At 57.9% G+C, this 24,083-nt stretch carries 26 protein-coding genes and 1 pseudogene; 20 read left to right on the top strand and 7 right to left on the bottom strand.

The window, feature by feature from the left end; genetic code table 11:
• Positions 1–73 precede the first annotated feature (73 nt).
• The 4 genes from DFS28_RS24400 to DFS28_RS24415 form a co-directional block, all read right to left on the bottom strand.
• Positions 74–454: a Rho termination factor N-terminal domain-containing protein gene (locus DFS28_RS24400; protein ID WP_111451794.1), complete on the bottom strand. Its 381-nt coding sequence runs from the start codon at positions 452–454 to the stop codon at positions 74–76.
• A gap of 73 nt (positions 455–527) precedes the next feature.
• Positions 528–782: a hypothetical protein gene (locus DFS28_RS24405; protein ID WP_111451795.1), complete on the bottom strand. Its 255-nt coding sequence runs from the start codon at positions 780–782 to the stop codon at positions 528–530.
• A 102-nt stretch (positions 783–884) separates the two neighbouring features.
• A complete protein-coding gene (locus DFS28_RS24410; RefSeq protein ID WP_111451796.1) occupies positions 885–2,090 on the bottom strand; it encodes an MFS transporter in 1,206 nt (401 codons plus the stop codon).
• A 112-nt stretch (positions 2,091–2,202) separates the two neighbouring features.
• On the bottom strand, positions 2,203–2,856 hold the full coding sequence (locus DFS28_RS24415; RefSeq protein WP_111451797.1) for an HD domain-containing protein: 654 nt from the start codon (positions 2,854–2,856) through the stop codon (positions 2,203–2,205).
• Positions 2,857–2,989: 133 nt separating this feature from the next.
• Between DFS28_RS24415 and DFS28_RS24420 the strand changes: the two genes are divergently transcribed.
• The 4 genes and pseudogenes from DFS28_RS24420 to DFS28_RS30645 all read left to right on the top strand — a co-directional run bounded on the left by DFS28_RS24420 (position 2,990) and on the right by DFS28_RS30645 (position 5,417).
• The gene (locus tag DFS28_RS24420; protein WP_111451798.1) at positions 2,990–3,472 is read left to right on the top strand and encodes a GNAT family N-acetyltransferase; all 483 of its coding nucleotides are present in this window, start codon (positions 2,990–2,992) and stop codon (positions 3,470–3,472) included.
• Positions 3,473–3,692: 220 nt separating this feature from the next.
• Positions 3,693–4,173: pseudogene (locus tag DFS28_RS24425) on the top strand (PAAR domain-containing protein).
• A complete protein-coding gene (locus DFS28_RS24430) occupies positions 4,170–4,913 on the top strand; it encodes an alpha/beta hydrolase (protein WP_256596904.1) in 744 nt (247 codons plus the stop codon). The pseudogene DFS28_RS24425 and the gene DFS28_RS24430 overlap by 4 nt, the downstream one beginning before the upstream one ends.
• A 6-nt stretch (positions 4,914–4,919) precedes the next feature.
• Positions 4,920–5,417, top strand: coding sequence for a hypothetical protein (locus DFS28_RS30645; RefSeq protein ID WP_178082229.1), 498 nt, complete (start codon positions 4,920–4,922; stop codon positions 5,415–5,417).
• 44 nt (positions 5,418–5,461) lie between these two features.
• On the opposite strand, the gene DFS28_RS24440 is transcribed toward DFS28_RS30645, so the two are convergent.
• Entirely contained in the window at positions 5,462–5,905 is a 444-nt protein-coding gene (locus tag DFS28_RS24440) for a hypothetical protein (RefSeq protein ID WP_111451799.1), read from the bottom strand.
• A gap of 180 nt (positions 5,906–6,085) precedes the next feature.
• Between DFS28_RS24440 and DFS28_RS24445 the strand changes: the two genes are divergently transcribed.
• From DFS28_RS24445 to DFS28_RS24465, 5 genes are all read left to right on the top strand, one after another.
• Entirely contained in the window at positions 6,086–7,078 is a 993-nt protein-coding gene (locus tag DFS28_RS24445) for a 2-dehydro-3-deoxygalactonokinase (RefSeq protein WP_111451800.1), read from the top strand.
• Positions 7,079–7,097: 19 nt separating this feature from the next.
• Positions 7,098–7,718: a 2-dehydro-3-deoxy-6-phosphogalactonate aldolase gene (locus DFS28_RS24450; protein ID WP_095132093.1), complete on the top strand. Its 621-nt coding sequence runs from the start codon at positions 7,098–7,100 to the stop codon at positions 7,716–7,718.
• A 46-nt stretch (positions 7,719–7,764) separates the two neighbouring features.
• Positions 7,765–8,913: a galactonate dehydratase gene (dgoD, locus tag DFS28_RS24455; RefSeq protein WP_111451801.1), complete on the top strand. Its 1,149-nt coding sequence runs from the start codon at positions 7,765–7,767 to the stop codon at positions 8,911–8,913.
• 199 nt (positions 8,914–9,112) lie between these two features.
• Positions 9,113–10,423: an MFS transporter gene (locus DFS28_RS24460; RefSeq protein ID WP_056745425.1), complete on the top strand. Its 1,311-nt coding sequence runs from the start codon at positions 9,113–9,115 to the stop codon at positions 10,421–10,423.
• 60 nt (positions 10,424–10,483) lie between these two features.
• Positions 10,484–11,287 (top strand): IclR family transcriptional regulator, encoded by an 804-nt coding sequence (locus tag DFS28_RS24465; RefSeq protein ID WP_008152270.1) that lies wholly within the window; start codon positions 10,484–10,486, stop codon positions 11,285–11,287.
• Here DFS28_RS24465 and DFS28_RS24470 read toward each other — a convergent pair.
• A complete protein-coding gene (locus tag DFS28_RS24470; RefSeq protein ID WP_111451802.1) occupies positions 11,284–12,336 on the bottom strand; it encodes an NAD(P)-dependent alcohol dehydrogenase in 1,053 nt (350 codons plus the stop codon). The genes DFS28_RS24465 and DFS28_RS24470 overlap by 4 nt on opposite strands.
• A gap of 189 nt (positions 12,337–12,525) precedes the next feature.
• On the opposite strand from DFS28_RS24470, the gene DFS28_RS24475 reads away from it, so the two are divergent.
• Positions 12,526–13,416, top strand: coding sequence for an AraC family transcriptional regulator (locus DFS28_RS24475; RefSeq protein ID WP_111451803.1), 891 nt, complete (start codon positions 12,526–12,528; stop codon positions 13,414–13,416).
• 184 nt (positions 13,417–13,600) lie between these two features.
• On the opposite strand, the gene DFS28_RS24480 is transcribed toward DFS28_RS24475, so the two are convergent.
• Positions 13,601–15,265, bottom strand: coding sequence for an electron transfer flavoprotein-ubiquinone oxidoreductase (locus DFS28_RS24480; RefSeq protein WP_111451804.1), 1,665 nt, complete (start codon positions 15,263–15,265; stop codon positions 13,601–13,603).
• Positions 15,266–15,815: 550 nt separating this feature from the next.
• Between DFS28_RS24480 and DFS28_RS24485 the strand changes: the two genes are divergently transcribed.
• From DFS28_RS24485 to DFS28_RS24530, 10 genes are all read left to right on the top strand, one after another.
• Entirely contained in the window at positions 15,816–16,565 is a 750-nt protein-coding gene (locus tag DFS28_RS24485) for an electron transfer flavoprotein subunit beta/FixA family protein (protein ID WP_024164570.1), read from the top strand.
• On the top strand, positions 16,566–17,495 hold the full coding sequence (locus DFS28_RS24490; RefSeq protein WP_111451805.1) for an electron transfer flavoprotein subunit alpha/FixB family protein: 930 nt from the start codon (positions 16,566–16,568) through the stop codon (positions 17,493–17,495). It begins immediately after the preceding gene.
• A gap of 81 nt (positions 17,496–17,576) precedes the next feature.
• On the top strand, positions 17,577–18,413 hold the full coding sequence (locus DFS28_RS24495) for an ABC transporter substrate-binding protein (RefSeq protein ID WP_111451806.1): 837 nt from the start codon (positions 17,577–17,579) through the stop codon (positions 18,411–18,413).
• Positions 18,414–18,422: 9 nt separating this feature from the next.
• Entirely contained in the window at positions 18,423–18,779 is a 357-nt protein-coding gene (locus tag DFS28_RS24500) for a DUF4398 domain-containing protein (RefSeq protein ID WP_111451807.1), read from the top strand.
• Positions 18,776–19,588, top strand: coding sequence for an OmpA family protein (locus DFS28_RS24505; RefSeq protein WP_111451808.1), 813 nt, complete (start codon positions 18,776–18,778; stop codon positions 19,586–19,588). The genes DFS28_RS24500 and DFS28_RS24505 overlap by 4 nt, the downstream gene beginning before the upstream one ends.
• A 202-nt stretch (positions 19,589–19,790) precedes the next feature.
• On the top strand, positions 19,791–21,230 hold the full coding sequence (locus DFS28_RS24510) for a PLP-dependent aminotransferase family protein (protein ID WP_008146981.1): 1,440 nt from the start codon (positions 19,791–19,793) through the stop codon (positions 21,228–21,230).
• Between the two features lie 89 nt (positions 21,231–21,319).
• On the top strand, positions 21,320–21,793 hold the full coding sequence (locus DFS28_RS24515) for a translation initiation factor 2 (protein WP_111451809.1): 474 nt from the start codon (positions 21,320–21,322) through the stop codon (positions 21,791–21,793).
• Between the two features lie 163 nt (positions 21,794–21,956).
• The gene (locus DFS28_RS24520) at positions 21,957–22,211 is read left to right on the top strand and encodes a YkgJ family cysteine cluster protein (RefSeq protein ID WP_008146977.1); all 255 of its coding nucleotides are present in this window, start codon (positions 21,957–21,959) and stop codon (positions 22,209–22,211) included.
• A 41-nt stretch (positions 22,212–22,252) separates the two neighbouring features.
• Entirely contained in the window at positions 22,253–22,858 is a 606-nt protein-coding gene (locus tag DFS28_RS24525) for an START domain-containing protein (protein WP_111451810.1), read from the top strand.
• Between the two features lie 233 nt (positions 22,859–23,091).
• On the top strand, positions 23,092–24,083 hold a 992-nt coding region (locus DFS28_RS24530), incomplete at its 3' end, for an IS4 family transposase (RefSeq protein ID WP_111451811.1).

A 24,083-nucleotide genomic window follows, 5' to 3' on the forward strand; every position in this document is an offset into this window, starting at 1 on the left:
GTCGTTCACAGATCCAGTGTGGGAGCGAGCCTGCTCGCGATGGGGCCACCAAATTCAACAAAAAATACTGGCCTTACCCAGCCTTGCGCAACGCCTCGATCAACTCCTGCTTGCGCATGCTCGACCGTCCCGGAATCTTCTTCGCCCGGGCTTCTTTCATCAAGCTGTCGACGGTCTGGGTTTCGCGCGAAGCCTTGCTGTTACGCGAATGACCTTCACGGCTGGCCACCGCACGACGAGCTGATTCCTGGCGATCTTCGGCCTTGGCTCTCGCCGGTTTCTTGCGTCCGGACCCACCTTTGCGCTCACCGCCACCCGACTGCTTGTTGACGGTCGCCCAGGCCCGGGCTTCGGCTTCTTCTTTCGAGACACCCTTGTGCTCGTAGCTCTCTTCGATGTGTTCGGCCTTGCGTTTCTGCTCGGCGGTGTACTTGTCTTTACTTCCACGAGGCATGGGATTTCTCCTTCTGCTTGTAGCGTTTCTCAAACGGTCACAGCCGCGCACGACTGCGACCTGATTCGTCTTGTCAAACGTCCAGCTTGCGCGCCGCCTCAACCCCTGCGGCACTGAGTTTGATCGGCAAGTTCAACGAGTGCTCACCGGCCTCGTTGCAGGTCACATGACCCTGTTGGATCAATCCACGATCCTGCAGCGTGGCGAGGGTGCTGGCCACGACTCTCTCCCCCCGGTAATTGTCCAGGACCTCTTTGCCCAAACCGCTTGGATGGGCATGCAGCAGACGGGTCAGGACTTCTTTCTCAAGGTTGTTATCGACGTTCATGGTTACCTCTTCATGGATGTGGATAGGTCCATTTAATTAGACTCCTTATCTGATATTGGTCCGCCCCCGATTTGGATTGGTGCCTGATGAACGACGAACGGTCTAGGCCTGCTGCAACGCTTTGTGGGTAACGGCTCGACGCCAGACCAGCCGGCCGACGCTGATCAGCCAATTCAGTACAGCAACCGCCAACACCGTGAGCAACAGCGTCGCCATCCCATGTTCCACGATGATTTTCCCGGCCAGCAACGGAAAGCCAAACACGCCGATAAAGTAGGACAGGCTGAACAGCAGCAAGGATTGCGCGGTGGTGCCGTTCGGCGCCTCGTTGGCCGCCATGCCGTTGATCACCGAATAGGTCAGCCCGTAACCGACCCCGAGCATCACCGCCGCCAGCACGTAGCTGAACTCGTCGTCGACGACAAACCCGAACATCAGGATTGAGCCCATCATCAAGCCCGACAGCAGGCAGGACGCCCGGAACGGGTCGCGCTTGACCACGAAACCGGCGATCAGCATGCGGCTGCTGATCGCTGCGCTCATGAAACCGAGGAAGAACAGTGAATAGTCGAGTGAACGCGCCGCCGCGTAGCTGGTTTGAAAACTCGACAGACCGCCGAAAACGCAACCGCCAAGCCCGACCATGATGATCGGGAACACCGCTCTGGACGACAGCACTTGCGCTGCTGCACGCCAGGAAATTCGCGACACCGCTGCCGAGTGGGCGGGCGCTTTTTTCAGCTGCGAATCCAGCCGCCAGAACAGCAACACGCCGATCAGGCTGGCCAGTGCCGCGAGGTAAAACGCCGCGGTGATCGGATACCCGAGGGCACTGGCGGCGCGCCCTAACAAGGGACCGCTGCCGATCCCGGTCATCATGCTGCCCGACAACAGCGCAAAGTATTTCGCGCGTTGGGCAGGCGTTACCAGACTCGCCACGATGATCGGCCCGAGGGTGTAGAACACACCCCAACCCAGCCCCAGCAAGAGTCCGAAAAACAACAGCAGATTGCCGAAGCCCGGCGCCAGGGCGAAGCCCAGGCTGGCAGCCACCAGCAGAATGCCGAACAGCGCAATCGAGCGCGCCGCGCCGAGCAAATCGGATAAGTGCCCGGAGACGATCACCGCTGCAAACGTACTGAGCATCGCCGCCGAAATCACACTGCCGGCATCGTGCTCGTTGCCACCGCGGGAACCGATCAATAGCGACAGCAAGAAGGTCGAGCCATAGGACAGCGACAGCAGATAGCTGGCCAGACAAAACAGGCCGAACAACCTGCTTGAGACTTGGGGTGTTGCGCTAGGCATGACGCGGTTCCTTGACCCGATAGAAGAGAGCTTCATCTATCTATCACGCAAGGCATCGATGTTAGGTCTGAGGTTATTGATTTCAGGGTTAGTGTTGGGCGGAGTAATGCGTTTAGCAGACGCCTATTTCTTCCTTGAACAGCTCCATGAAGCCCTTCAGGCGTTCGTGACGAATCCGCGCCAGACGTTGGCCGGTGGTCGTCTGGAATCCGTCCGCCAGGTGCAGCAGTTTGGTCTGGAAATGGTCGAGGCAAAAACGTTTGTCATCGTATTCCCGTGCCTTCGCCTCGGGATCCTCTGGGTCGTACAACGCGCTGCCCATACGTCCGGCGATGTAAAAGGTCCGTGCCACACCGAGCATGCCGAGGGAATCGAGGCGGTCGGCGTCCTGCATGATTTTCGCTTCAAGCGTGGTTGGCGCGATGTTGGCGGAAAAACTGTGCGCTTCGATGGCATGGGCAACCGCGCTGACTTTTGCGTCTGGCCAGGCCATGTCCGCCAACAATTTCGATGCCTTCTCGGCGGCCAACCACGACGCCTGAGAACGCGACGGCGAGTTCTTCTCTACCGCCACGCAATCATGCAAAAGCACGGCCGCGAGCAGCACCTCAAGATCGCCACCTTCTTCAGCGTGAAGCGAACGCACGTTGTGCCAGACCCGCTGCAAGTGCGAAATATCATGGGCACCATCTTCCGACGGCTCCAGCGCGTGGGGCAACAGTTGCGCAGCGAGGCGTTGCAGTGGCGCGAAAGCATCAGTGTTCATAAACATCCTGTTAAGTGAAAACGTCTTTTGCAATGGCTACACATGCTCCATGGATCAGCTTTGAATTTCCAGTGTGACGAGCGCTGCTTGCCGACTTAGTATGGCGTTTTCAACTTTTGACGAAGGCACGTCCATGACGATCGAGATCCGCCCGGCGACCCCGAGCGATGCACCGCAAATCCTCGGGTTCATCACCGAACTGGCCGACTACGAACGTGCCCGCCACGAAGTCATCGCCAGCGTCGCCGACATCGAGCGCAGCCTGTTCAGCGAAGGCGCCACCGCCCACGGCCTGATCTGTTTGCGCGACGGCTTGCCGATCGGTTTCGCGGTGTTTTTCTTCAGTTATTCCACCTGGCTCGGCAGCAACTGCCTGTACCTCGAAGATCTCTACATCACCCCTGATCAGCGCGGCGGCGGCGCCGGTAAAACCTTGCTGCGCCACCTGGCGAAAATCGCCTGCGCCAATGATTGCGGTCGATTTGAGTGGAGCGTGCTGGACTGGAATAAACCGGCGATTGAGTTCTACAAGTCGTTGGGTGCGCAGCCGCAGGAAGAGTGGGTTCGATATCGGATGGATGGGGCGGTGTTGCGGGAGTTTGCCGAGGGGCGGTGATCGTTTACCCGCTCTGACTCTGAATAAGTTGTCGGCACCGCTCTAGTCCGGCATTCTGTGCGCACTTTTGCATATTCACGGATGATACCTGCAATGTCTTCGGCATTAATTCATCTCCTGAATTTCGCGACGAATTCGGCTAATAGTTCGAATGTGTCGAAAGCCAATGGCGCGTCGATCTTTACCACCACCTTAAAATTCAACAGCAAGGAGCTTTGACTTGAGTGGAAAACCAGCTGCTCGTGTAACCGACTCAACCTCGTGTCCGTTGCCGGGCCATGGCACCAATCCAATAGTCTCTGGATCACCAGACGTTTTCTTCGATGGTCTTGCCGCTGCCCGCATGACGGATAAATCCGCCTGCGGTAGCCCCATTACTGGTGCAGTATCAGGCACGGTGTTCATCGACGGCCTCAATGCCGCAACCCTCGACAGCACCGGAGGTCACGGCAACGTTGTGGTTGGTGGTTCCGGGACTGTGATCATCGGTCAGAGCGGGGGAGGCGCGGCGTTCAGCAGTTTGCTACCGATGCCAGTGCATTTCACAGACAGATTGCAGGTAGTTAATGAGGCGACCGGCAAGCCGATTCCTTATCACCCCTACACCATTCAGCGAGGAACATGGCATTACTGATGCGGTTGGCTTCACCCATACCGTCAGTTCCCATTTGGCTGAAACCATTAAATTGTTCGTGGAGTGATAGGGAAGTCGGCTGAAGGACTGGCGGCGAAAGAAGAATCACCAAAAAAAAGGGAAATAAAAACTCACACATTAACGTGTAAGACTGATCAGTCTGTTAAGCAGGTTCCCGTAGCTTTGTGGGACTTGGTTGTGTTTTTTATTGGTGGTGCGGGTGATCAGGAAAGTTATTATGGTACAGGCCCAAATAATAATATTGATTATGTTCGCCGGATCACGGTAGACGACGCAAAGCAATTGGAGATTTTAAAGCGCTGCCCATCCTGGGCGCTCAGTTATAATGCGTTTATAAGTGATGAAGATCTTGAAAAGAATGTGTTGAGTTGGATGCCTAATTGCTCTACCGCTATTTATATTGTTGGTCATAGTCTGGGTGGTTGGAATGGTGCCCATCTCTCTAGTGTACTGGCAGACAGAGGGTTCAAAGTAAGGATGTTAATAACACTTGACCCAGTCGGTGAAGGGAAAATCGTCTACGGAATTTCAAGTATTTATAGGCGGGAGCCAAAACCCAAAGCCGACTACTGGGTGAATATTCGGGCTGCTGCGGTCGACTGGAATGTGTCGGATCTGGTCGCAGATTTCGGTGAACAGTGGGAAGTTACACAAGGGCCTGACGTAATGGGGCGGGTGGATATCAACCACGCCGATGCAAACAGGATGTTCGTGCAACCGTTACCGGGCGGTAAGGCAGCTCGGCAAATATTTAATGAGTCGATTTTGAGTTATTTCAGGGAGTGAATCTGGATGCACAAGGCTTTTCTGTTTTTTTTAATAATGATGAGTGCATCCTGTTCTTTAAATCATGGGAAGCCTGTAGCAACACTTGAATATTCCAGTGTCGCGGAACTTCGTAGTACTGGCCTTTACCAGGTTTATTTTACTTCAGATGTGGATGTGCTCCAGTTGTTTAAGTCTAAAATTGGCGAGGGTCTTGTCTGTGCATTAGAAGACGATTTGGATTTTGCTGAGTCGCATCATATAAAAAGATCTGGTTTTGGTTTGGTAGAATCTGTGCCAGGAGACTTATCTTTGCGATATCGGGCAAATGTCATTTTTAGTGAGTCGGCAAACGGGAAAGGAGGGGAGAACTATCTGGAGGGTGAAACCTTGGCTCCGCTTTTGAGGAAACGTGATTTTATCTCATGTGTGTTTAGAGTTCACACCACTACGTACAAAACGTACTTCTCAAAGGTCATGCGCATACCAACCAAGGAGCTTTTGAAGGCGGTTGTTAAACAGTAAAAGCGCGCATCTCTGACTCGAACATACGCAGGAAACGTACTCGTTCAATTACTGAGTTCCCAGTTACCACTGACCAAACCATCGAGTGTTTGCCGCACAGTGATCTTGAAAGCCCCGGCCCTTCCTTCATCGAAGGCCGCTCGCCATGCCGCGTACCCCTGACTGAAATCCGGAATCTCTGCAGTTTCGCCAATGCGATGGGTGATGCTGCGTTCCAGGGCTTTTACCTGGAAGGGCAGGTGAGGCATGTCGTTGAACTCATTGCCTGTCACCGGATTGATCATCCGAAAGCCATCGACCCTGATGTGAACGACCTTGCCCAGTTTCGGATAATTTTCGATTTTCAGGATCGTCAGTGTCGATACGTCCTCACCCGGTCGGTTTTTGTAGGCCCAGATATCGCCCACCTTCAAGTCTTTCGATGCGCTGAATGCCGCTATGGACCAGAGCACGCCGCATAACAGCAGAGCCTTTGAAGCAATCTTCATTTTTCTTCCTTGAATGGGTGTACGGCAGCAATGGCCCGGCATTTTAAAGCGTCGCCGTAGAAAAACTTGTCACACTTGTATATCCCACAATATGGGAGTGATATTTATATATTGAGATTTAGGCGCGTCCGGGTTTATAGTCCAGCTCACTCACTGCCAATAAACAAAACAGGTGAAGCGATGCTGGCGCAATTGATCGCGCTCGATTGGGGGACAACCTCATTACGTGCTTACAAACTCGCCGCGGGTGGCCAGGTACTCGAACAGCGTTCGCTGTCGTCGGGGATCATGCAGCTGCCCAGGACGCCGCGAATGATCGCGGGTCAGGAATGTGCCGACGGTTTTGAACTGGCCTTCGATGAGGCCTGCGGTGACTGGCTGGACGCGCAGCCCGATTTGCCGGTGATTGCTTGCGGCATGGTCGGCAGCGCACAAGGCTGGCGTGAAGCGGCCTACCGCGATACGCCGGCGAACGTTGCCAATCTCGGAACTTCCCTACAAACGGTTCGCAGTCTTCGCGGTGTCGATGTGCATATCGTGCCGGGCGTGATTCAGCGGTCTCGCTTGCCAAACGTGATGCGTGGCGAAGAAACCCAAGTGCTCGGTGTCCTGCAAACTCTACCGGGCGAGGCGGGCAACGATCTGTTGATCGGCCTGCCGGGCAGTCATTCGAAATGGGTGGAAGTGGCCGAAGGCTGCATCGTGCATTTCGATACCTTCATGACCGGCGAAGTCTTCGCCGTGCTCAGCGAACACAGCATTTTGGGGCGCACCCAGCAAAAGGGCGCGTCCTTCGATGGCCACGCCTTTGATCGTGGTGTGCAGGTGGCCCTGTCGGCGGATGGCGAGATCGGGCCGTTGTCGACATTGTTCAGTGCCCGCAGCCTCGGGTTGACTGGCGAGCTCAGCGCCACCGCCCAACCGGATTACTTGTCCGGTCTGTTGATCGGCCATGAACTGTCAGCGTTGGCGAGTGTTCAGCGACGCCGACGTAACAGCGTTCATCTGCCTTCGATCGTCCTCATCGGTAATGCCCAACTCTGTGCCCGCTACCGCCGGGCGCTCGACGCCTGTGGATTTGCCCGGGTGACCCTGGCCGAACAAGCCACCGAACGCGGCTTGTGGCAGTTGGCGGTTGCCGCCGGACTGATCACACCCAACCCATCCCGTTAAACCTGACTGGAGGTCTGACATGCTCAAGCAAGCATTGGCGCAAAACGGTCTGATCGCGATTTTGCGTGGCCTGCGCCCGCAAGAAGCGGCAGCCATCGGCGAAGTCCTTTACGCCGCCGGATTTCGCGTCATCGAAGTGCCGCTTAATTCCCCTGAGCCGTACGAAAGTATCCGCATCCTGCGCAGTACCTTGCCCGCCGATTGCCTGATCGGTGCCGGCACAGTGTTGACGCCGGAGCAGGTCGAACAAGTGAAAGCGGCGGGCGGTCAGGTGATCGTCATGCCGCACAGCGATGCCAAGGTGTTGCGTGCTGCGAAAGCGGCGGGGTTGTTCTTGTCGCCGGGTGTGGCGACGCCGACTGAAGCCTTTGCGGCATTGGCCGAAGGGGCGGACGTGCTGAAGATGTTCCCGGCCGAGCAGATGGGCCCGGCAGTCGTCAAAGCCTGGCTCGCGGTGCTGCCAGCGGGAACGATTCTGGCGCCGGTCGGCGGGATCACGCCGGACAACATGCAGGTGTTTATCGACGCGGGCGTCAAAGGTTTCGGCCTCGGTTCCGGGTTGTTCAAACCGGGCATGACACCTGAGGAAGTGGCGGTAAACGCCAAGGCATATGTCGCTGCCTGGAATGCATTGCGTTAAGTCTTTTTGGCGCTGCGAGCGCTGCATCTAATAAGAGAGGCAATAGATGAAAATCACCAAACTAACCACCTTCATCGTTCCGCCGCGCTGGTGCTTCCTCAAGGTCGAAACCGACGAGGGCGTGACCGGTTGGGGCGAGCCCGTAGTCGAAGGCCGCGCTCACACTGTCGCCGCTGCCGTTGAAGAATTGTCCGACTACCTGATCGGCAAAGACCCACGCAACATCGAAGACATCTGGACCGTGCTTTACCGCGGCGGCTTCTACCGGGGCGGCGCGATCCACATGAGCGCGCTGGCCGGTATCGACCAGGCGTTGTGGGACATCAAGGGCAAGGCCTTGGGTGTGTCAGTCAGCGATCTGCTCGGTGGGCAGGTGCGGGACAAAATTCGCGTCTATTCGTGGATCGGCGGCGACCGCCCGGCGGATACCGCTCGCGCTGCAAAAGAAGCCGTCGAACGTGGTTTCACTGCAGTGAAAATGAACGGCACCGAAGAGCTGCAATTCCTCGACTCCTTCGAGAAAGTCGACCTGGCCCTGGCCAACGTCGCCGCCGTGCGTGATGCGGTGGGCCCGAACGTCGGCATCGGTGTGGACTTCCATGGCCGGGTGCACAAGCCCATGGCCAAGGTGCTGATGAAGGAACTCGATCCGTACAAATTGATGTTCATCGAAGAGCCGGTGCTCAGCGAAAACTACGAAGCGCTGAAAGAACTGGCGCCGCTGACCAGCACCCCGATTGCTCTTGGCGAGCGGCTGTTCTCGCGCTGGGATTTCAAGCGTGTGCTCAGCGAAGGTTACGTCGACATCATCCAGCCGGACGCGTCTCACGCCGGCGGCATCACCGAAACCCGCAAGATCGCCAACATGGCCGAAGCCTACGACGTGGCGCTGGCGCTGCACTGCCCGTTGGGGCCGATTGCACTGGCCGCGTGTTTGCAGCTGGATGCGGTTTGCTACAACGCGTTCATCCAGGAGCAGAGCCTGGGCATTCATTACAACGAGAGCAATGACCTGCTGGATTACGTCAAGGATCCGCGGGTGTTCGACTACGACAAAGGCTTCGTGAAAATCCCCAATGGCCCGGGCCTGGGGATCGAGATCAACGAGGAATACGTCATCGAACGCGCGAAGGTCGGCCACCGCTGGCGCAACCCGATCTGGCGCCATGCCGATGGCAGTTTTGCCGAGTGGTGAGTTCTCTCTGACCCACCGCAAATCCCTGTGGGAGCCAGCCTGCTGGCGATTTGGTCGGCACCCCCAGCATTCTTGGTGACTGACACACCGCTATCGCCAGCAGGCTGGCTCCCACAGTTTGATCTCCATGGACAGGGAGATTTGCGGCAAACCCTGATTTCACATCGACCTCAATAAACATAAGAAGAGGCATTCCCCCATGCAACCGCAAACCCTCACCGGGCAGGCGTCGTTGGTGACGCCCAGTCGCAAGCGTTTTTTCATCATGGTGCTGCTGTTTATCACCGTGGTGATCAACTATCTGGACCGCAGCAACCTGTCCATTGCCGCCCCGGCACTCACCAGCGAACTGGGCATCGACCCGATCCACGTCGGGCTGATTTTCTCCGCGTTCGGCTGGACCTACGCCGCCATGCAAATCCCCGGCGGCTGGCTGGTGGATCGGGTTCCACCGCGTATCCTCTACAGCGTCGCACTGCTGTTGTGGTCGATCGCCACAGTGATGCTCGGCTTCGCCGCCAGTTTCATCGCGCTGTTCGTATTGCGCATGGCGGTGGGTGCGCTGGAAGCCCCGGCCTACCCGATCAACAGCCGTGTGGTCACCACCTGGTTCCCCGAGCGTGAACGCGCCACGGCCATTGGTTTCTATACCTCCGGGCAATTCGTCGGCCTGGCATTCCTGACGCCGGTATTGGCCTGGCTGCAGCATCAATATGGCTGGCACATGGTGTTTGTCAGCACCGGTGCGGTGGGCATTCTCTGGGCAGTGATCTGGTACGCGGTGTATCGCGAGCCGCGGGATTTCAAAGGTGCCAATGACGCCGAAATCGACCTGATCCGCGAGGGCGGCGGACTAGTGGATATCCAGGCTGAACAAGCCAAAGTCAAAGCCAAATTCAGCTGGATCGACCTCGGCATCGTTCTGACCAAGCGCAAGTTGTGGGGCATCTACCTCGGCCAGTTCTGCCTCAACTCGACGTTGTGGTTTTTTCTGACGTGGTTCCCGACCTACCTGGTGAAATATCGCGGTATGGACTTCATCAAGTCCGGCCTGTTGGCGTCGCTACCGTTTCTTGCCGCCTTCGTCGGTGTGCTCTGTTCGGGGTTCTTTTCCGACTGGTTGATCCGCCGCGGCTACACCGTGGGTTTCGCCCGCAAGTTGCCGATCATTGGCGGCCTGCTGATTTCCACCTCGATCATCGGCGCCAACTTCGTCGAGTCGACCCCGCTGGTGATTGCCTTCCTCGCGTTGGCGTTCTTCGGTAACGGGCTGGCTTCGATCACCTGGTCGCTGGTGTCAACGTTGGCCCCGGCGCGATTGCTCGGGTTGACCGGTGGGGTGTTCAACTTCATCGGCAACCTGTCGGCGATTACCACGCCGATCGTCATCGGTTTCCTGGCTACCGGTGATTCGTTCGCTCCGGCGATCACCTATATCTCCGTTCTGGCGTTGATTGGCGCACTTTCCTACATCTTGCTGGTCGGCAAAGTCGAGCGTATCAAGTTGTAGTGGCGGCATGCGGGCGACCATAATGCCGCCCGTTCACTCGCTCAACGGTAAAGGCTGGATATGCAGGAAGACGCCCCAAAAATCGCCAAGGACGCCGCCCCGACCGGCACCCAGACACTGCTTCGTGGTTTGGGTGTGGTTCAGGCCGTGGCCAGTGGTGCCCGCGATCTCAAGGAGATCGCCCGGCTGATCGGCACGACGCGCAGCACCACTCATCGTCTGGCCAGTTGCCTGGTGGACGAGCGTTATCTGCGCGTGGTGCCGCAAGTCGGTTATCTGTTGGGGCCGAAGTTGATCGAGCTGGGCTTCCAGGCGCGTGAAGAATTGCCGCTGGTGACATTGGCCGGGCCGTATCTGGATGAATTGTCGGCGTTGACCGGCGACACCATTCACCTGGCGATTCGTGAAGGCGACGAGGTGCTGTACCTGCACAAGAATCCGGGGCGCAATGGCCCTGAAATGCGTTCGCGGGTCGGCCATCGCATGCCGTTGGCGCGCACCGGGATCGGCAAGGCGCTGATGCTCGATGACACGCAGGAAGAATGGCAGCGGCTGTACGAAGTCAGCTTGCCGGCGGGTGGGAAAAATCAGTTCTGGCCACAGCACCCGGAGCAGTCCTGGGAGCAGTTTCAGCAGCGCATGGTCGAGTATGTGGCGGGCGGTTATGCGTTCGATCTGGAAGATAACGAACCGTCGATCCGCTGCGTGGCGGCGCCGATCCGTGATGCCAGCAAGCGCATCGTTGCCGGCATTAGCATCGCCAGCACCGTGCCGTATATGCCGCTGGAGAAAATGGCCGAGCTGATTCCCCTGATCAAAGGGGTCACGGCTCGGCTTTCGGCGGAGCTTGGCGCTAAGGTTTAGACCTTCAGCGTGGCCATGTCGATGACGAAGCGATACTTCACATCACCGGCGATCATGCGGGCGTAAGCCTCGTTGATCTGGCGGATGTCGAGCATTTCGATGTCGCAGGTGATGTTGTGTTCGGCGCAGAAATCCAGCACTTCCTGGGTTTCGGCAATGCCGCCGATCAGCGAGCCGGCCAGCACACGACGGCCCAATACCAGTTTGGCAGCGTGGACCGGTGGGTCGATCGGTTCAATCAAGCCCACCAGAATGTGCACGCCGTCGAAACGCAACGTATCGAGGTAGGGATTTAGGTCGTGTTGCACCGGAATGGTGTCCAGCAGGAAGTCGAAATGTCCTGCGGCGGCCTTCATCTGTTCGGCATCGGTGGACACGATCACGTGGTCCGCACCCTGGCGACGACCTTCTTCAGCCTTGCTCGCCGAGCGGGTGAACAGCGTGACTTCGGCGCCCATCGCCTTGGCGAACTTGATGCCCATGTGGCCGAGGCCGCCCATGCCGAGAATCCCGACCTTGTCACCCGCCTTCACGCCGTAGTGCTTGAGTGGCGAATAGGTGGTGATGCCGGCGCAGAGAATCGGCGCGGCGCTGGCCGGGTCGAGTTTCTCGGGGATGCGCACCACGAAGTGTTCGCTGACCACGATGCTGTCGGAATAGCCGCCCATGGTGTTGCTGCCATCGACGCGGTCCGGGGTGGCGTAGGTCATGGTCGGACCTTCGAGGCAGTATTGCTCGAGGTTCGACTGGCAGGCTTCGCAGCTGCGGCACGAATCAACCATGCAGCCGACACCGACCAGATCGCCGACTTTATGTTGGGTGACGTTCGCACCGACGGCGGTAACTTTGCCTACGATCTCGTGGCCGGGCATCAGTGGGTAAACGGCAATGCCCCACTCGTTGCGTGCTTGATGGATGTCGGAATGGCAGACGCCGCAGTAGAGAATATCGATCGCAACGTCGTCAGCACGTGGGGTGCGGCGCTCGAATTTCACGGGGGCGAGGGGAGTGGTGGCCGACTGGGCGGCGTATCCGATGGCGGTGTACATGATGAACCTCGCAAAAGCTGTGACGGGTGAGGTGGCGCATTCTGGGCGCCGCACCGGCCACCGGCCATGGCGATTCCTCCGGGTGTCATGCCTAATCCTCCGGCATCAGCCTTCAATGGGTCGCATTGGCCATCAGACCTGCGATGATGCTTTCATCCCTAATCCGCGACTTTTTTGTGAAGAGCCCTCATGTTGCTGACCCGTCATCTGGATGCCAATGCCACGCTGGTTTCGCTGATTCAGCCTTTGACTAATCGCGACGGTTTCGCTTCCACGGCGTTGCCGGGTGTGCAGGTTTTGCGGGCCAGTTGTGATGTGGCTCGCGGCCCGCAGATTTACGAGCCGAGTCTGGTCATCATCGCCCAAGGCAGCAAACTGGCGTATCTGGGGCCGCGTACGCTGGAGTACGGCGCCGGGCATTATTTGATTCAGGCATTGCCGGTGCCGTTCGAATGCGAGACGTTTTCAGCCCCCGACGGCCCGATGCTGGGTGTTTCCATCGCCATTGACCGGGTGTTGCTCGGTGAGCTGGTCTTGGCCATGGGGCTGGCACCGGGGCGTAGTATTGCGGCGCAAACGCCAGCGTCCATGACCTCGGCAGTGCTCGACGATGCGATGCGTGGTTGTGTTGAACGGCTGCTGCGTTGCCTGCACGATCCGCTGGAATGCCAGGTCATGGGGCAGGCGCGATTGCGTGAGTTGTTGTTCGTCGCCTTGCGCGGGCCGCAAGCCGATGTGCTGCGGGCGCTGGTCGAGCAGCAGGGGCAATTCGCCCGGATCGCGGCGTCGCTCAGCCATCTGCATGCGCATTACACCGAACCGCTGAATGTCGAAACCCTGGCCAGTTGCGCGAACATGAGTGCGTCGACCTTTCATGAGCATTTCAAGCGCAGCACCTTGTTGTCGCCAGTGCAGTACTTGAAGCGCTTGCGTTTGCTCAAGGCGCAGACGTTGCTGGTGGCCGAAGGTCTGGGCGTGGCGCAGGTGGCGCATCGGGTCGGGTATCAAAGTACGTCGCAGTTCAGTCGCGAATACAAGCGCTACTTCGAGCGTAGTCCCGGTGACGAACGCGCTGCCTGACACACGCTGATCCCTTGTAGGAGCAAAGCTTGCTCGCGATAGCGTTGTGTCATCCACCATTGTCGTCGTCTGACACACCGCTATCGCGAGCAAGCTTTGCTCCTACAATTGGCGGTAGTGATTCCTGAATTTCGGACAACAAAAAGGCCCCCATTTCGGGAGCCTTGATGTTCAGCCGTTCGACTTACATGTTCGGGTAAGTCGGGCCGCCGGAGCCTTCCGGCGCCACCCAGGTGATGTTCTGTGCAGGGTCCTTGATGTCGCAGGTCTTGCAGTGAACGCAGTTCTGGGCGTTGATCTGGAAGCGCTTCTCGCCGTCTTCCTTGGTCACCACTTCGTATACGCCGGCCGGGCAGTAACGCTGGGCAGGCTCATCGTAGAGCGGCAGGTTCTTGGCGATCGGGATGCTCGGGTCGGTCAGCTTCAGGTGGCAGGGCTGTTCTTCTTCGTGGTTGGTACCGGAGATGAACACCGAGCTGAGTTTGTCGAAGCTGAGCTTGCCGTCCGGTTTCGGGTAGTCGATCTTCTTGCAGTCGGCCGCCAGCTTGAGGCAAGCGTAATCCGGCTTGGTGTCGTGCAAGGTGAACGGCAGTTTGCCGCCGAAGATGTTCTGGTCGAGCCAGTTGAAGCCGCCGCCGACGATGGCGCCGAACTTGTGGATCGCCGGACCGAAGTTGCGGCTGGCGAACAGTTCGTCGTAGAGCCAGCTCTTCTTGAACGCGTCGACGTAAGTGGTCAGCTCTTCGGTGCCGTCTTTTTCAGCGAACAGCGCCTCGGCCACGGATTCAGCGGCGAGCATGCCGGACTTCATCGCGGTGTGGCTGCCCTTGATCTTGGCGAAGTTCAGGGTGCCGAGGTCGCAACCGATCAGCGCGCCGCCCTTGAAGACCATTTTCGGTAGCGAGTTCAGGCCGCCTTTGCAGATGGCGCGAGCGCCGTAGCTGATGCGCTTGCCACCTTCCAGGTACTGCTTGAGTACCGGGTGATGCTTGAGGCGCTGGAACTCGTCGAACGGCGACAGGAAGGTGTTGCTGTAGGAAAGATCGACGATCAGACCGACTACGACCTGATTGTTTTCCAGGTGATAGAGGAACGATCCACCGGTGTTCTCGGTGCCCATGATATCCAGCGGCCAGCCGGCGGTGTGGACCACCAGGCCTGGTTGATGCTTGGCCGGGTCGATTTCCCAGATTTCTTTCAGGCCGATGCCGTAGTGCTGGGCGTCGGCATCGCTGTCGAGGTTGAAGCGCTTGATCAGTTGCTTGCCGATGTGGCCACGGCAACCTTCGGCGAACAGCGTGTACTTGCCACGCAGTTCCATGCCCGGGGTGTACAGGCCTTCTTTCGGGTTACCTTCGCGGTCAACGCCCAGGTCGCCGGTGATGATCCCGCGAACTACGCCGTTTTCGTCGAACAGTGCTTCCTGAGCGGCGAAGCCTGGGTAGATTTCCACGCCCAGGTTCTCGGCCTGCTGGGCCAGCCAGCGGCACAGGTTGCCCAGGGAGATGATGTAGTTGCCTTCGTTGTGCATGGTCTTGGGCACAAAGAGGTCAGGAATCTTTTGCGCGCTGTCGGCGTTCTTGAGAACGAAGATGTCATCGCGGGTGACTGGTGTATTCAGCGGGGCGCCGAGTTCTTTCCAGTCAGGGAACAATTCGTTCAGGGCGCGTGGTTCGAACACGGCGCCGGACAGGATGTGAGCACCGACTTCGGAGCCTTTTTCGACCACGCAGACGCTGATTTCCTTACCGGCTTCGGCGGCCTTCTGCTTCAATCGGCAGGCGGCGGAAAGACCAGCGGGGCCGGCACCGACGATGACCACGTCGAATTCCATGTATTCGCGTTCCACAGGTTATCTCCTACTCAAGGCTCAACAGTTTTTTTTTCTAATTGGAGGTTTGGTGTCGCATCCATGAATTCCTGCGCAATGCAGGAAGAGGACAATCGATGAGCCACCTTTCTCTCTAAGGTGGCGCATTATATCTACACCACTCCTAGCGTCCAATACAAACGTTTGTTTGAATCGGCTCAAAGCCAGAGAAATCAAAGTCACGCGGCTTATGACTGGCCATTTTGCCGTATTGACCGGAATAGGCGTTCCGGTCAAGATACGGTCGGTTTTGCGCTCGCCGTAGGCTGACTGTTGGTTTCAAGAGCACCTCTAAAGACAGGGCGATGGCAGTACAAGGTGATGCGCAGCGCAGGTTCCGGCGCGCAGTTTACACGCCGCGATAATGAATGACTCGTCAGTCACCACTGACGAACGGTCATCTTCATCGTGAGCGCTTGTCACTTGACACCTTTGCCAGCGTTTTTAGAGGTGCCCTTGCGCCGATGAGCATCAAACCGCCAGGTTCGCCTAGGCGACTTTCTTTTCACCGGAGAGTAACGAGGAATCCATGAAGGTTCTTGTAGCTGTCAAACGCGTTGTGGATTACAACGTCAAGGTTCGCGTCAAGGCGGACAATTCCGGCGTCGACCTCGCCAACGTCAAGATGTCGATGAACCCGTTCTGCGAAATCGCAGTGGAAGAAGCCGTACGCCTGAAAGAGAAAGGTGTTGCGACTGAAATCGTCGTCGTCTCCATCGGCCCGTCCACCGCTCAAGAGCAACTGCGCACCGCGCTGGCTCTGGGTGCCGACCGCGCCATCCTCGTCGAATCCGCTGAAGACCTGACTTCGCTGGCCGTTGCCAAGCTGCTCAAGGCTGTTGTCGACAAGGAACAGCCTCAGCTGGTGATCCTTGGCAAACAAGCCATCGACAGCGACAACAACCAGACCGGCCAGATGCTCGCGGCATTGAGCGGCTACGGTCAGGGCACGTTCGCGTCCAAAGTCGAAATCAGTGGCGACAGCGTTGCCGTGACTCGCGAAGTCGACGGCGGCGCGCAGACGGTTTCCCTGAAACTGCCGGCCATCGTCACCACCGACCTGCGTTTGAACGAGCCGCGTTACGCGTCCCTGCCAAACATCATGAAAGCCAAGAAGAAGCCTCTCGAAGTGCTGACTCCGGATGCTTTGGGCGTTTCCACCGCCTCCACCAACAAGACCGTGAAAGTCGAAGCGCCAGCTGCACGCAGCGCGGGTATCAAGGTCAAGTCGGTGGCTGAACTGGTTGAAAAACTCAAGAACGAAGCGAAGGTAATCTAAATGACTATCTTGGTTATTGCTGAACACGACAACAAAGTGCTGGCCCCGGCCACGCTGAACACCGTGGCGGCCGCCGTTAAAATCGGTGGTGACATCCACGTTCTGGTGGCAGGTCAGGGCGCTGGCGCCGTGGCTGAAGCCGCTGCGAAAATCGCTGGCGTGAGCAAAGTCCTGTCTGCTGACAATGCTGCTTACGCGCATCAGCTTCCGGAAAACGTTGCTCCTCTGGTCGCCGAGTTGGGCAAGGGCTACAGCCACATCCTGGCTGCCGCTACTTCCAACGGCAAAAACATCCTGCCGCGCGTTGCCGCTCAGCTGGACGTTGACCAGATCTCCGAGATCATCTCGGTCGAAAGCGCTGACACGTTCAAGCGCCCGATCTACGCCGGTAACGCGATTGCGACCGTTCAATCGAACGCTGCAGTTAAAGTGATCACCGTGCGTGCTACCGGTTTCGATCCGGTTGCCGCTGAAGGTGGATCGGCTTCGGTTGAAGCCGTTGGCGCTGCTCACGATGCGGGTATTTCCAGCTTCGTCGGCGAAGAACTGGCCAAATCCGATCGTCCGGAACTGACCGCTGCCAAGATCGTCGTTTCCGGCGGGCGCGGCATGCAGAACGGCGACAACTTCAAACACCTGTACGCCCTGGCTGACAAGCTGGGCGCTGCTGTCGGCGCTTCCCGCGCTGCGGTCGACGCAGGTTTCGTACCCAACGACATGCAGGTCGGTCAGACCGGCAAGATCGTTGCGCCACAGCTGTACATCGCCGTCGGTATCTCCGGCGCGATCCAGCACCTGGCCGGCATGAAAGACTCCAAAGTGATCGTTGCGATCAACAAGGACGAAGAAGCGCCGATCTTCCAGGTGGCCGATTACGGCCTGGTGGCGGACTTGTTCGAAGCCATCCCTGAGTTCGAGAAGCTGGTCTAATCCAGCGGCCTGACTTATAAAGAGCCCGACCTTTTGGTCGGGCTTTTTTTTTGTTCCGGATTTGAGTGGGAGAGTGTCGCCATGGATCTGCGCCGCGTTTACGGCTGGTCATTGCTGCTGGGTCTGACAGTGTTGCCGGCGCTGTCCGTCGCCGCGGGCAAGTGCGAACGCCTGGTGGTGACCGGCAGTCCGGATGCGCCGCCGTACCTGTGGCAAGACCCGCAACACCCCAAGCATCTGATCGGCGCCAGTGCCGACCTGTTGCAGCAGGTGGCGGGGGAGTTGGGGATCAAGGTCGAACTGCTTTACGCCGGCAAACGCTCCCAGGCCCTGGACGAAGTGCGCAGTGGGCGAATGGACATGCTGGCGGATGCGTCATTGACGGTCAGTGAACTGGACACTCTGGATTACATTCATCCTCCGTTACTGGAAAACGATTATCTGGTCTGGACCCGCAAAGACTCGACGCTGGTCTACAACGAAGCGCAGGACCTTCACGGTCATCCCGGCGCGCTGTCGGAAAAGTCTCGTATGACCCAGGCATTTGGTGTGTTCGCCCAGCAGCAATTGACCCTCGCACGTACACCTAACCTGACCCAGGCCTTTCAGAAATTGCTGCTGGGCGAGGTGGAATTTGTCCTTGCCGGACGCTATTCGGGCATGGCGGCCGCGCAGACACTTCACCTGGCCAACGACCTGGTCGCCCGCCCACAACCGATCGACAAACCCGGCTTGTTCCTCGCGGTTTCCCACAACTCCGCCTGCAACGATCCGTGGTTGCGCGGACAGCTGGCCAAAAAGATGACAGAATTGCCCGCGTCCGGACTGACGGAAGCCGTGCTGCAACGCAATATCGAGCGCTGGAAGGCGCAGCTCTCACAGCCGCAGCAACCACCTGTCAGTACCCCAAAACAGTAGGGATTTTTAGTGAGTATTCGACCTCTTTTCGTTGCCCTGGCCGTTCTGGCTCTGGCGGGTTGTGCAGCCGATCCGGCGCCGAATGAACAATTGCGCCTGACCGAACAGGCACTCGAGCAGGCCAAGGCGGTGGGCGCCACCGCCGCCGACGTGCCGGAAATGAAACTGGCCGAAGACAAGTTCAACCGCGCCAAGGGCAGCATGAACGACCAATCCTTCAAGAACGCGCGCATGCGGGCCGAGCAGGCCGAGCTAGACGCGCGACTGGCCGAAGCCCGGGTTCTGACCCTCAAGAGCGAGGAGCAGTTGAACGTGCTCAACACCCGCATCACTCGCCTGCGCAAGCAACTGGGAGATGCCCAATGAGCCTCAAGACCAAAGCATTGGGCGGTTTGATCCTGGCAGGCTGCGCCAGCCTCTATGGTTGTGCCGGTCAGCACAGCGAGGCCGCGTTGCAGCAGGCCAGTACTGACTTTCAGAAGGTCAAGGAAGATTCCAACGTGCTGCGAATCGCGCCCAAGGACGTGATTCGCGCCGGTGAGTCGCTAGCCCGTGCCGATCGTCTGTCCAGCTATTGGGGCAGTGGATCGGACGTGCTGCATTACGCTTACCTGAGTGAACGCTATAGCGAAATCGCGCGCGAACACACCAATCAGGTGCTCAACGAGGAACGTGCGGCGAAGCTCGAACTGGAGCGTCAGCGTCTGCAGCTGGCCCTGCGCGAATCCAAACTGCTCAGCGTGCAGCAGCAGGGCAAGTGGCTCGAAGAACAGATTGTCGCGTTGGCGACCACCCAGACTGACCGCGGCCTGGTGATGACCTTGGGCGACGTGCTGTTCGACACGGGCGAAGCGGAGTTGAAAAGCTCGGCGAATCGCGTGGTGTTGAAGATCGTGCAGTTCCTGCAGCTCAACCCCAAGCGCGTAGTGCGCATCGAAGGGTATGCCGACAGTACCGGTGGCAAGCAGGAAAACCTCAAGCTGTCCCGTGACCGTGCGCAATCGGTGGCAGACGTGCTGATGGATTTGGGCATCGACGATAAACGCATTCAGGTCGAAGGCTACGGCGATGAATATCCGGTCGACGTGAACGCCTCCGAACGGGGACGTGCACAGAACCGTCGGGTAGAAATTGTGTTTTCTGACGAAAAAGGCCAGCTCGGCGCTGCCCGTTAAGGGCTGCGTCACTGGAAAACCCGGCCTGCCCGCCAGCGCCGGGTTTTTTTACGCCTGCTGATCAACTCTAAAAAACAGTACAGTTTTTGCTGACACTGCACTGTACGGTCGACTATTGTGGCAACTGTCCCAGTACACTTCTAAACTGTTCCGGTATTGTTTCGCACAAGAATAAAATGCCCGTGAAATCGAGTGCTGCGTCATGACCAATCTCTTGCTTTACCAACGTATTGCTCAACAACTGGCCGAAGACATCCGCCGTGGCGTCTATCAACCGGGGGAGCGCGTGCCTTCGGTGCGCAAGATGAGTTCACAGCTCAACGTCAGCCATGCGACGGTGTTGCAGGCTTACGCCAATCTCGAGGATCAGGGGCTGATCCGCGCCCGGCCGCAGTCGGGTTACTACGTGCACCAGACTCCGGCCCTGACCGCGCCGACACCGGACATCGCTCGGGTCGAGCGTCCAGGTCTGGTCACTCGCAGCAGCATCATCCAACAAGTTCTGGTCGAATCCCGCCGCGAGGGTGTGTTTCCCTTGGGCGCGGCCGTACCGAGTGTTGATTATCTGCCGGTGCGGGCGCTGCATCAGCAACTGGCCAAAGTCACCCGTTTTCATAGCCCGCGGGCGTTCAGCTACATGTTCAGCCCGGGTTTCGAACCGTTGCGCCGACAAGTGGCGATCCGCATGCGCGATGCCGGCGTGGTGGTCGATCCGTCGGAAGTGGTGATTACTCACGGCTGCGTTGATGCGTTGCAGATGTCCCTGCGTGTGCTGACCCGTCCGGGCGACCTGATCGCCGCCGAGTCGCCGACCTACTACGGTTTGCTGCAACTGGCTGACCTGCTGGGCCTCAAGGTTATCGAGATCCCGAGCGATCCGGCCACCGGCATGAGCCTCGAAGCTTTGCAGCTGGCGGCCAACCAGTGGTCGATCAAGGCGCTGGTGCTGACCACTCGTCTGAGCAATCCATTGGGCGGCACCATGCCCGAAGAGCGGCAGAAGCAACTGCTGCGCCTGGCCTCGGATTTCGATATCCAGATTGTCGAAGACGATATCTACGGCGAACTGATGTTCGAGCAGGGTCGCACCAAATCACTTAAAGCCTACGATCGGCTGGATCGGGTGATCTATTGCTCCAGCTTTTCCAAAACCCTGTCGCCGGGCGTGCGGATCGGCTGGATGATTGCCGGCAAGTACCAGCAGGAAATCCAGCGTTTGCAGACCTTCAGCACCCATTCGGCCTGCAGCGTCACGCAGATGGGCATTGCGGCGTACCTGGAGAACGGTGGTTACGACCGGCATTTGCGCTACATCCGTCAGGAGTACCGCAAGAACCTCAGCGCTTTCCAGCTGGCGGTGCAGCAATACTTCCCGGAGGGCACGCAGATGACCCGGCCGACCGGCGGCTTCATTCTGTGGGTCAGCCTGCCGGGGCGGGTCAACACGCAGGAGCTGCACGTTCGTGCGTTGCAGCAGGGCATCAGCATCGCACCGGGGCTGATTTTCAGTAACACCGAGCAGTTCAACCACTGCATTCGACTGAACTGCGGCACACCTTGGAACCGTGAAGCCGAGCGTGCATTGATGACCCTGGGCATGCTCGCCACCCAACTCTGTCAGGAGATGGTCGGCGGCTTTTGAAGGGGCGGACAGGTTGTTCCTGTCCGTGCTTGTCTTGTTGCGTGCAACAGGCGAGCATATGGCCTCCTGCCGTTTGCGCTGTTGGGTCCATGAAATCGATTTTTCCCGCCGTTTGGCTATCGCTCTGCCTGCTGATGACCTTCCAGGCGGAAACCGTCATGGCGGCTTCCGTTCAGGAAAAACCGACAGCCAGCGCCACGTCGAAACAGCCGGTTCCCGCTAAAAAAGCCACACCGGTCAAAAAGAAAGCGGCCCCGGTGAAAAAACGACCGCCGATTGCCTCCAAGTCCAAACCCGCCAGTGAGGTCGTGAAAACCAAACTCCCTTCGGCCGACCTGGATTTGAGCCTGCCCCAAGGCATGGTCGAGGAACTGAAACCGATCGGTACGGTAGCGTTGCCCCGACACGATGCGGTATTGCCACAAATGTTTGGTGACAAGACCGGCAGCTCTCCATTTCAGCTCAACGGAAGGCTGATCAGCAACGAAATGAAGTTGCAACTGCGCAACGAAGAGCGCCGTGAAGTCGAAGGCGCAGCTCTGGAATTCGAGTTCAAACGATAATTTCTTCCCGTTCGTGACCCGCTGGCCAGACGCTTTGTCGGAGACTGGTCAGTCACGCTCGTTTAAGCGAAAAAACCAGGGTCCAGACAATTTTAAACAAGCGTTTTAGCGGTTACTCTGTGCCACGTCCTTTAACACATCGCCCGTCGAGGAGCTCGTCGTCATGAAATGCCGTGAAGGCTGTGGCGCCTGTTGCATTGCCCCTTCCATCAGTTCACCGATTCCCGGCATGCCCAATGGCAAGCCGGCGGGAGAACGTTGCGTACAACTCTCTGTCGATAACCTGTGCGGCATTTTCGGCAAACCGGAACGTCCTGCAGTGTGTTCGGCGTTTGAAGCCGACATCGAAGTCTGCGGAAGCAGCCGTGACGAAGCGATCAAATTGTTGGGTTGGTGGGAGCAAATGACGGCGGCGTGATGTGTTCAACGAACGGATCTTCAACAATAAGGAATAAGACTATGGGTTCGCTGCAACGTATGGCTGTGCTGTGTGGTTTGACGGTTTTGCTGGCTTCCACGGCCGCTCAGGCAGAAGACTGGAAAGTTGCCAAGAACGAAGACGGCATCAAGGTTTCCTTGAGTGAAGTGGCTGGCTCCGATTACAAGGCTTACCAGGGCATCACCCTGATGAAGACCACCATCGCCAAACTGCGCGCGCTGCAGGAAGACGTGTCAGGCGCTTGCGCCTGGATTCACGACTGCAAAACCCAGAAGTTGCTCAAGCACGAAGGCGATCAAAACTGGACCTACACCCAGTTCAATACGCCTTGGCCGGTGACCGCGCGTGACTCGGTGTTGCATGTCACCACCATCGAGGGTGCTGATGGCAGCCTGACCCGCAAACTCGAAGGTGTGCCGAAGTACATTCCTGAAGAAAAAGGCTTCGTCCGGGTTACCAAGGTCGATGGTTTCTGGAAGTTTGTGCCCAAGGGCGATCAGGTTGAGGTGACCTATCAGGTGCATACCGAGCCGGGCGGTAGCATTCCGTCGATGGTGGCCAACAAGTTTGTGGTGGATGCGCCGTTTAATACTTTGAAAGCCCTGAAGGCACGCGCTGAGAAGTAATTGCTCTTTTGATAAAGCGCCCTGACTTGTTTGGGGCGTTTTCTATTTGGTGGGGCGGTTTATTTGATCGGGGGCATATCCGTTTTTGCGGTAACGGCGACTGGCGGTTTCGCTTTTACAGCCAGCCCTTTCAAGGTCTTCGTTTAAACTCTCCCAAAATTCCAGTCAGGGTGACGAAAACGATGTGGGCAGAAGTTCTAGCGCGGTTTGAGCAAAAGACGCCGGCCAGTGTCATGACCAAGTTGATACTGGAGCAGGCTGTTCCTGCCGCATGGGTCGATCAGGTGTTCGAGGAACAACGTCAACGCCAGTACCCACGGGAGCTTTTGTTTTCGACCATCGTTGAGCTGATGTCCCTTGTTTCATTGGGCTTACGGCCTTCCTTGCATGCGGCTGCCCGCCAGATGGAGCATCTGCCGGTGACCTTGGCGGCGCTGTATGACAAGGTCAGTCGCACAGAACCTGCGCTGCTGCGGGCCTTGGTCACCGGTAGCGCAGAGCGCTTGGCTCCGACGATAGAAGAGTTGGGCTATTCAGCCGTTTTGCCCGGCTGGCAACTGCGCGTTGTTGACGGCAACCACTTGCCTTCTACCGAAAAACGTCTGGGGGCTTTGCGGCGTGAACGAGGTGCGGCTCGGCCAGGGTTTTCCGTGGTGGTCTACGATCCTGACCTGGATCAGATCGTCGACTTGCAGCCTTGCGAGGATGCCTACGCGAGTGAGCGTGTCGGCGTGTTGCCGTTGTTGGCCCGCGCCAGTGAGGGGCAGCTGTGGATGGCGGATCGGCTTTATTGCACGCTGCCTGTGATGCAGGCCTGCGAGGAAGCGAGCGCTTCGTTCATTATTCGCCAGCCCAGCAAACATCCACGGTTGATTCAGGAAAGCGACTGGCAAGAACCGGTGCCCGTCGAAGCCGGAACAGTGCGCGAACAAACCATCGAACTCAACGGCGGCCACCGCTGGCGCCGAGTTGAACTGAACCTGCAAACAGCTACCGAATCAGGCGACTCGGTGATGTGGTTCTGGAGCAACTTGCCCGACACCATCAGCGCCGAGCAGATCGCCGATTTGTACCGTCGCCGCTGGAGTATCGAAGGGATGTTCCAGCGTCTCGAGTCGGTACTGGACAGTGAAATCGAAAGCCTCGGTTCTCCGCGGGCGGCCTTGTTGGGCTTTGCCTCGGCGGTGCTGGCCTACAACGTCTTGGCTGTTCTCAAGCGCAGTGT

Source organism: Pseudomonas sp. 478 (assembly GCF_003254125.1).
Lineage (GTDB): Bacteria > Pseudomonadota > Gammaproteobacteria > Pseudomonadales > Pseudomonadaceae > Aquipseudomonas.

Bases quoted from the DNA above. Each gene is read 5' to 3' on its own strand.
- DFS28_RS24400 (WP_111451794.1), bottom strand. From the start codon at position 454: ATGCCTCGTGGAAGTAAAGACAAGTACACCGCCGAGCAGAAACGCAAG.
- DFS28_RS24405 (WP_111451795.1), bottom strand. From the start codon at position 782: ATGAACGTCGATAACAACCTTGAGAAAGAAGTCCTGACCCGTCTGCTG.
- DFS28_RS24410 (WP_111451796.1), bottom strand. From the start codon at position 2,090: ATGCCTAGCGCAACACCCCAAGTCTCAAGCAGGTTGTTCGGCCTGTTT.
- DFS28_RS24415 (WP_111451797.1), bottom strand. From the start codon at position 2,856: ATGAACACTGATGCTTTCGCGCCACTGCAACGCCTCGCTGCGCAACTG.
- DFS28_RS24420 (WP_111451798.1), top strand. From the start codon at position 2,990: ATGACGATCGAGATCCGCCCGGCGACCCCGAGCGATGCACCGCAAATC.
- DFS28_RS30645 (WP_178082229.1), top strand. From the start codon at position 4,920: ATGCACAAGGCTTTTCTGTTTTTTTTAATAATGATGAGTGCATCCTGT.
- DFS28_RS24440 (WP_111451799.1), bottom strand. From the start codon at position 5,905: ATGAAGATTGCTTCAAAGGCTCTGCTGTTATGCGGCGTGCTCTGGTCC.
- DFS28_RS24445 (WP_111451800.1), top strand. From the start codon at position 6,086: ATGCTGGCGCAATTGATCGCGCTCGATTGGGGGACAACCTCATTACGT.
- DFS28_RS24450 (WP_095132093.1), top strand. From the start codon at position 7,098: ATGCTCAAGCAAGCATTGGCGCAAAACGGTCTGATCGCGATTTTGCGT.
- dgoD (WP_111451801.1), top strand. From the start codon at position 7,765: ATGAAAATCACCAAACTAACCACCTTCATCGTTCCGCCGCGCTGGTGC.
- DFS28_RS24460 (WP_056745425.1), top strand. From the start codon at position 9,113: ATGCAACCGCAAACCCTCACCGGGCAGGCGTCGTTGGTGACGCCCAGT.
- DFS28_RS24465 (WP_008152270.1), top strand. From the start codon at position 10,484: ATGCAGGAAGACGCCCCAAAAATCGCCAAGGACGCCGCCCCGACCGGC.
- DFS28_RS24470 (WP_111451802.1), bottom strand. From the start codon at position 12,336: ATGTACACCGCCATCGGATACGCCGCCCAGTCGGCCACCACTCCCCTC.
- DFS28_RS24475 (WP_111451803.1), top strand. From the start codon at position 12,526: ATGTTGCTGACCCGTCATCTGGATGCCAATGCCACGCTGGTTTCGCTG.
- DFS28_RS24485 (WP_024164570.1), top strand. From the start codon at position 15,816: ATGAAGGTTCTTGTAGCTGTCAAACGCGTTGTGGATTACAACGTCAAG.
- DFS28_RS24490 (WP_111451805.1), top strand. From the start codon at position 16,566: ATGACTATCTTGGTTATTGCTGAACACGACAACAAAGTGCTGGCCCCG.
- DFS28_RS24495 (WP_111451806.1), top strand. From the start codon at position 17,577: ATGGATCTGCGCCGCGTTTACGGCTGGTCATTGCTGCTGGGTCTGACA.
- DFS28_RS24505 (WP_111451808.1), top strand. From the start codon at position 18,776: ATGAGCCTCAAGACCAAAGCATTGGGCGGTTTGATCCTGGCAGGCTGC.
- DFS28_RS24510 (WP_008146981.1), top strand. From the start codon at position 19,791: ATGACCAATCTCTTGCTTTACCAACGTATTGCTCAACAACTGGCCGAA.
- DFS28_RS24515 (WP_111451809.1), top strand. From the start codon at position 21,320: ATGAAATCGATTTTTCCCGCCGTTTGGCTATCGCTCTGCCTGCTGATG.
- DFS28_RS24520 (WP_008146977.1), top strand. From the start codon at position 21,957: ATGAAATGCCGTGAAGGCTGTGGCGCCTGTTGCATTGCCCCTTCCATC.
- DFS28_RS24525 (WP_111451810.1), top strand. From the start codon at position 22,253: ATGGGTTCGCTGCAACGTATGGCTGTGCTGTGTGGTTTGACGGTTTTG.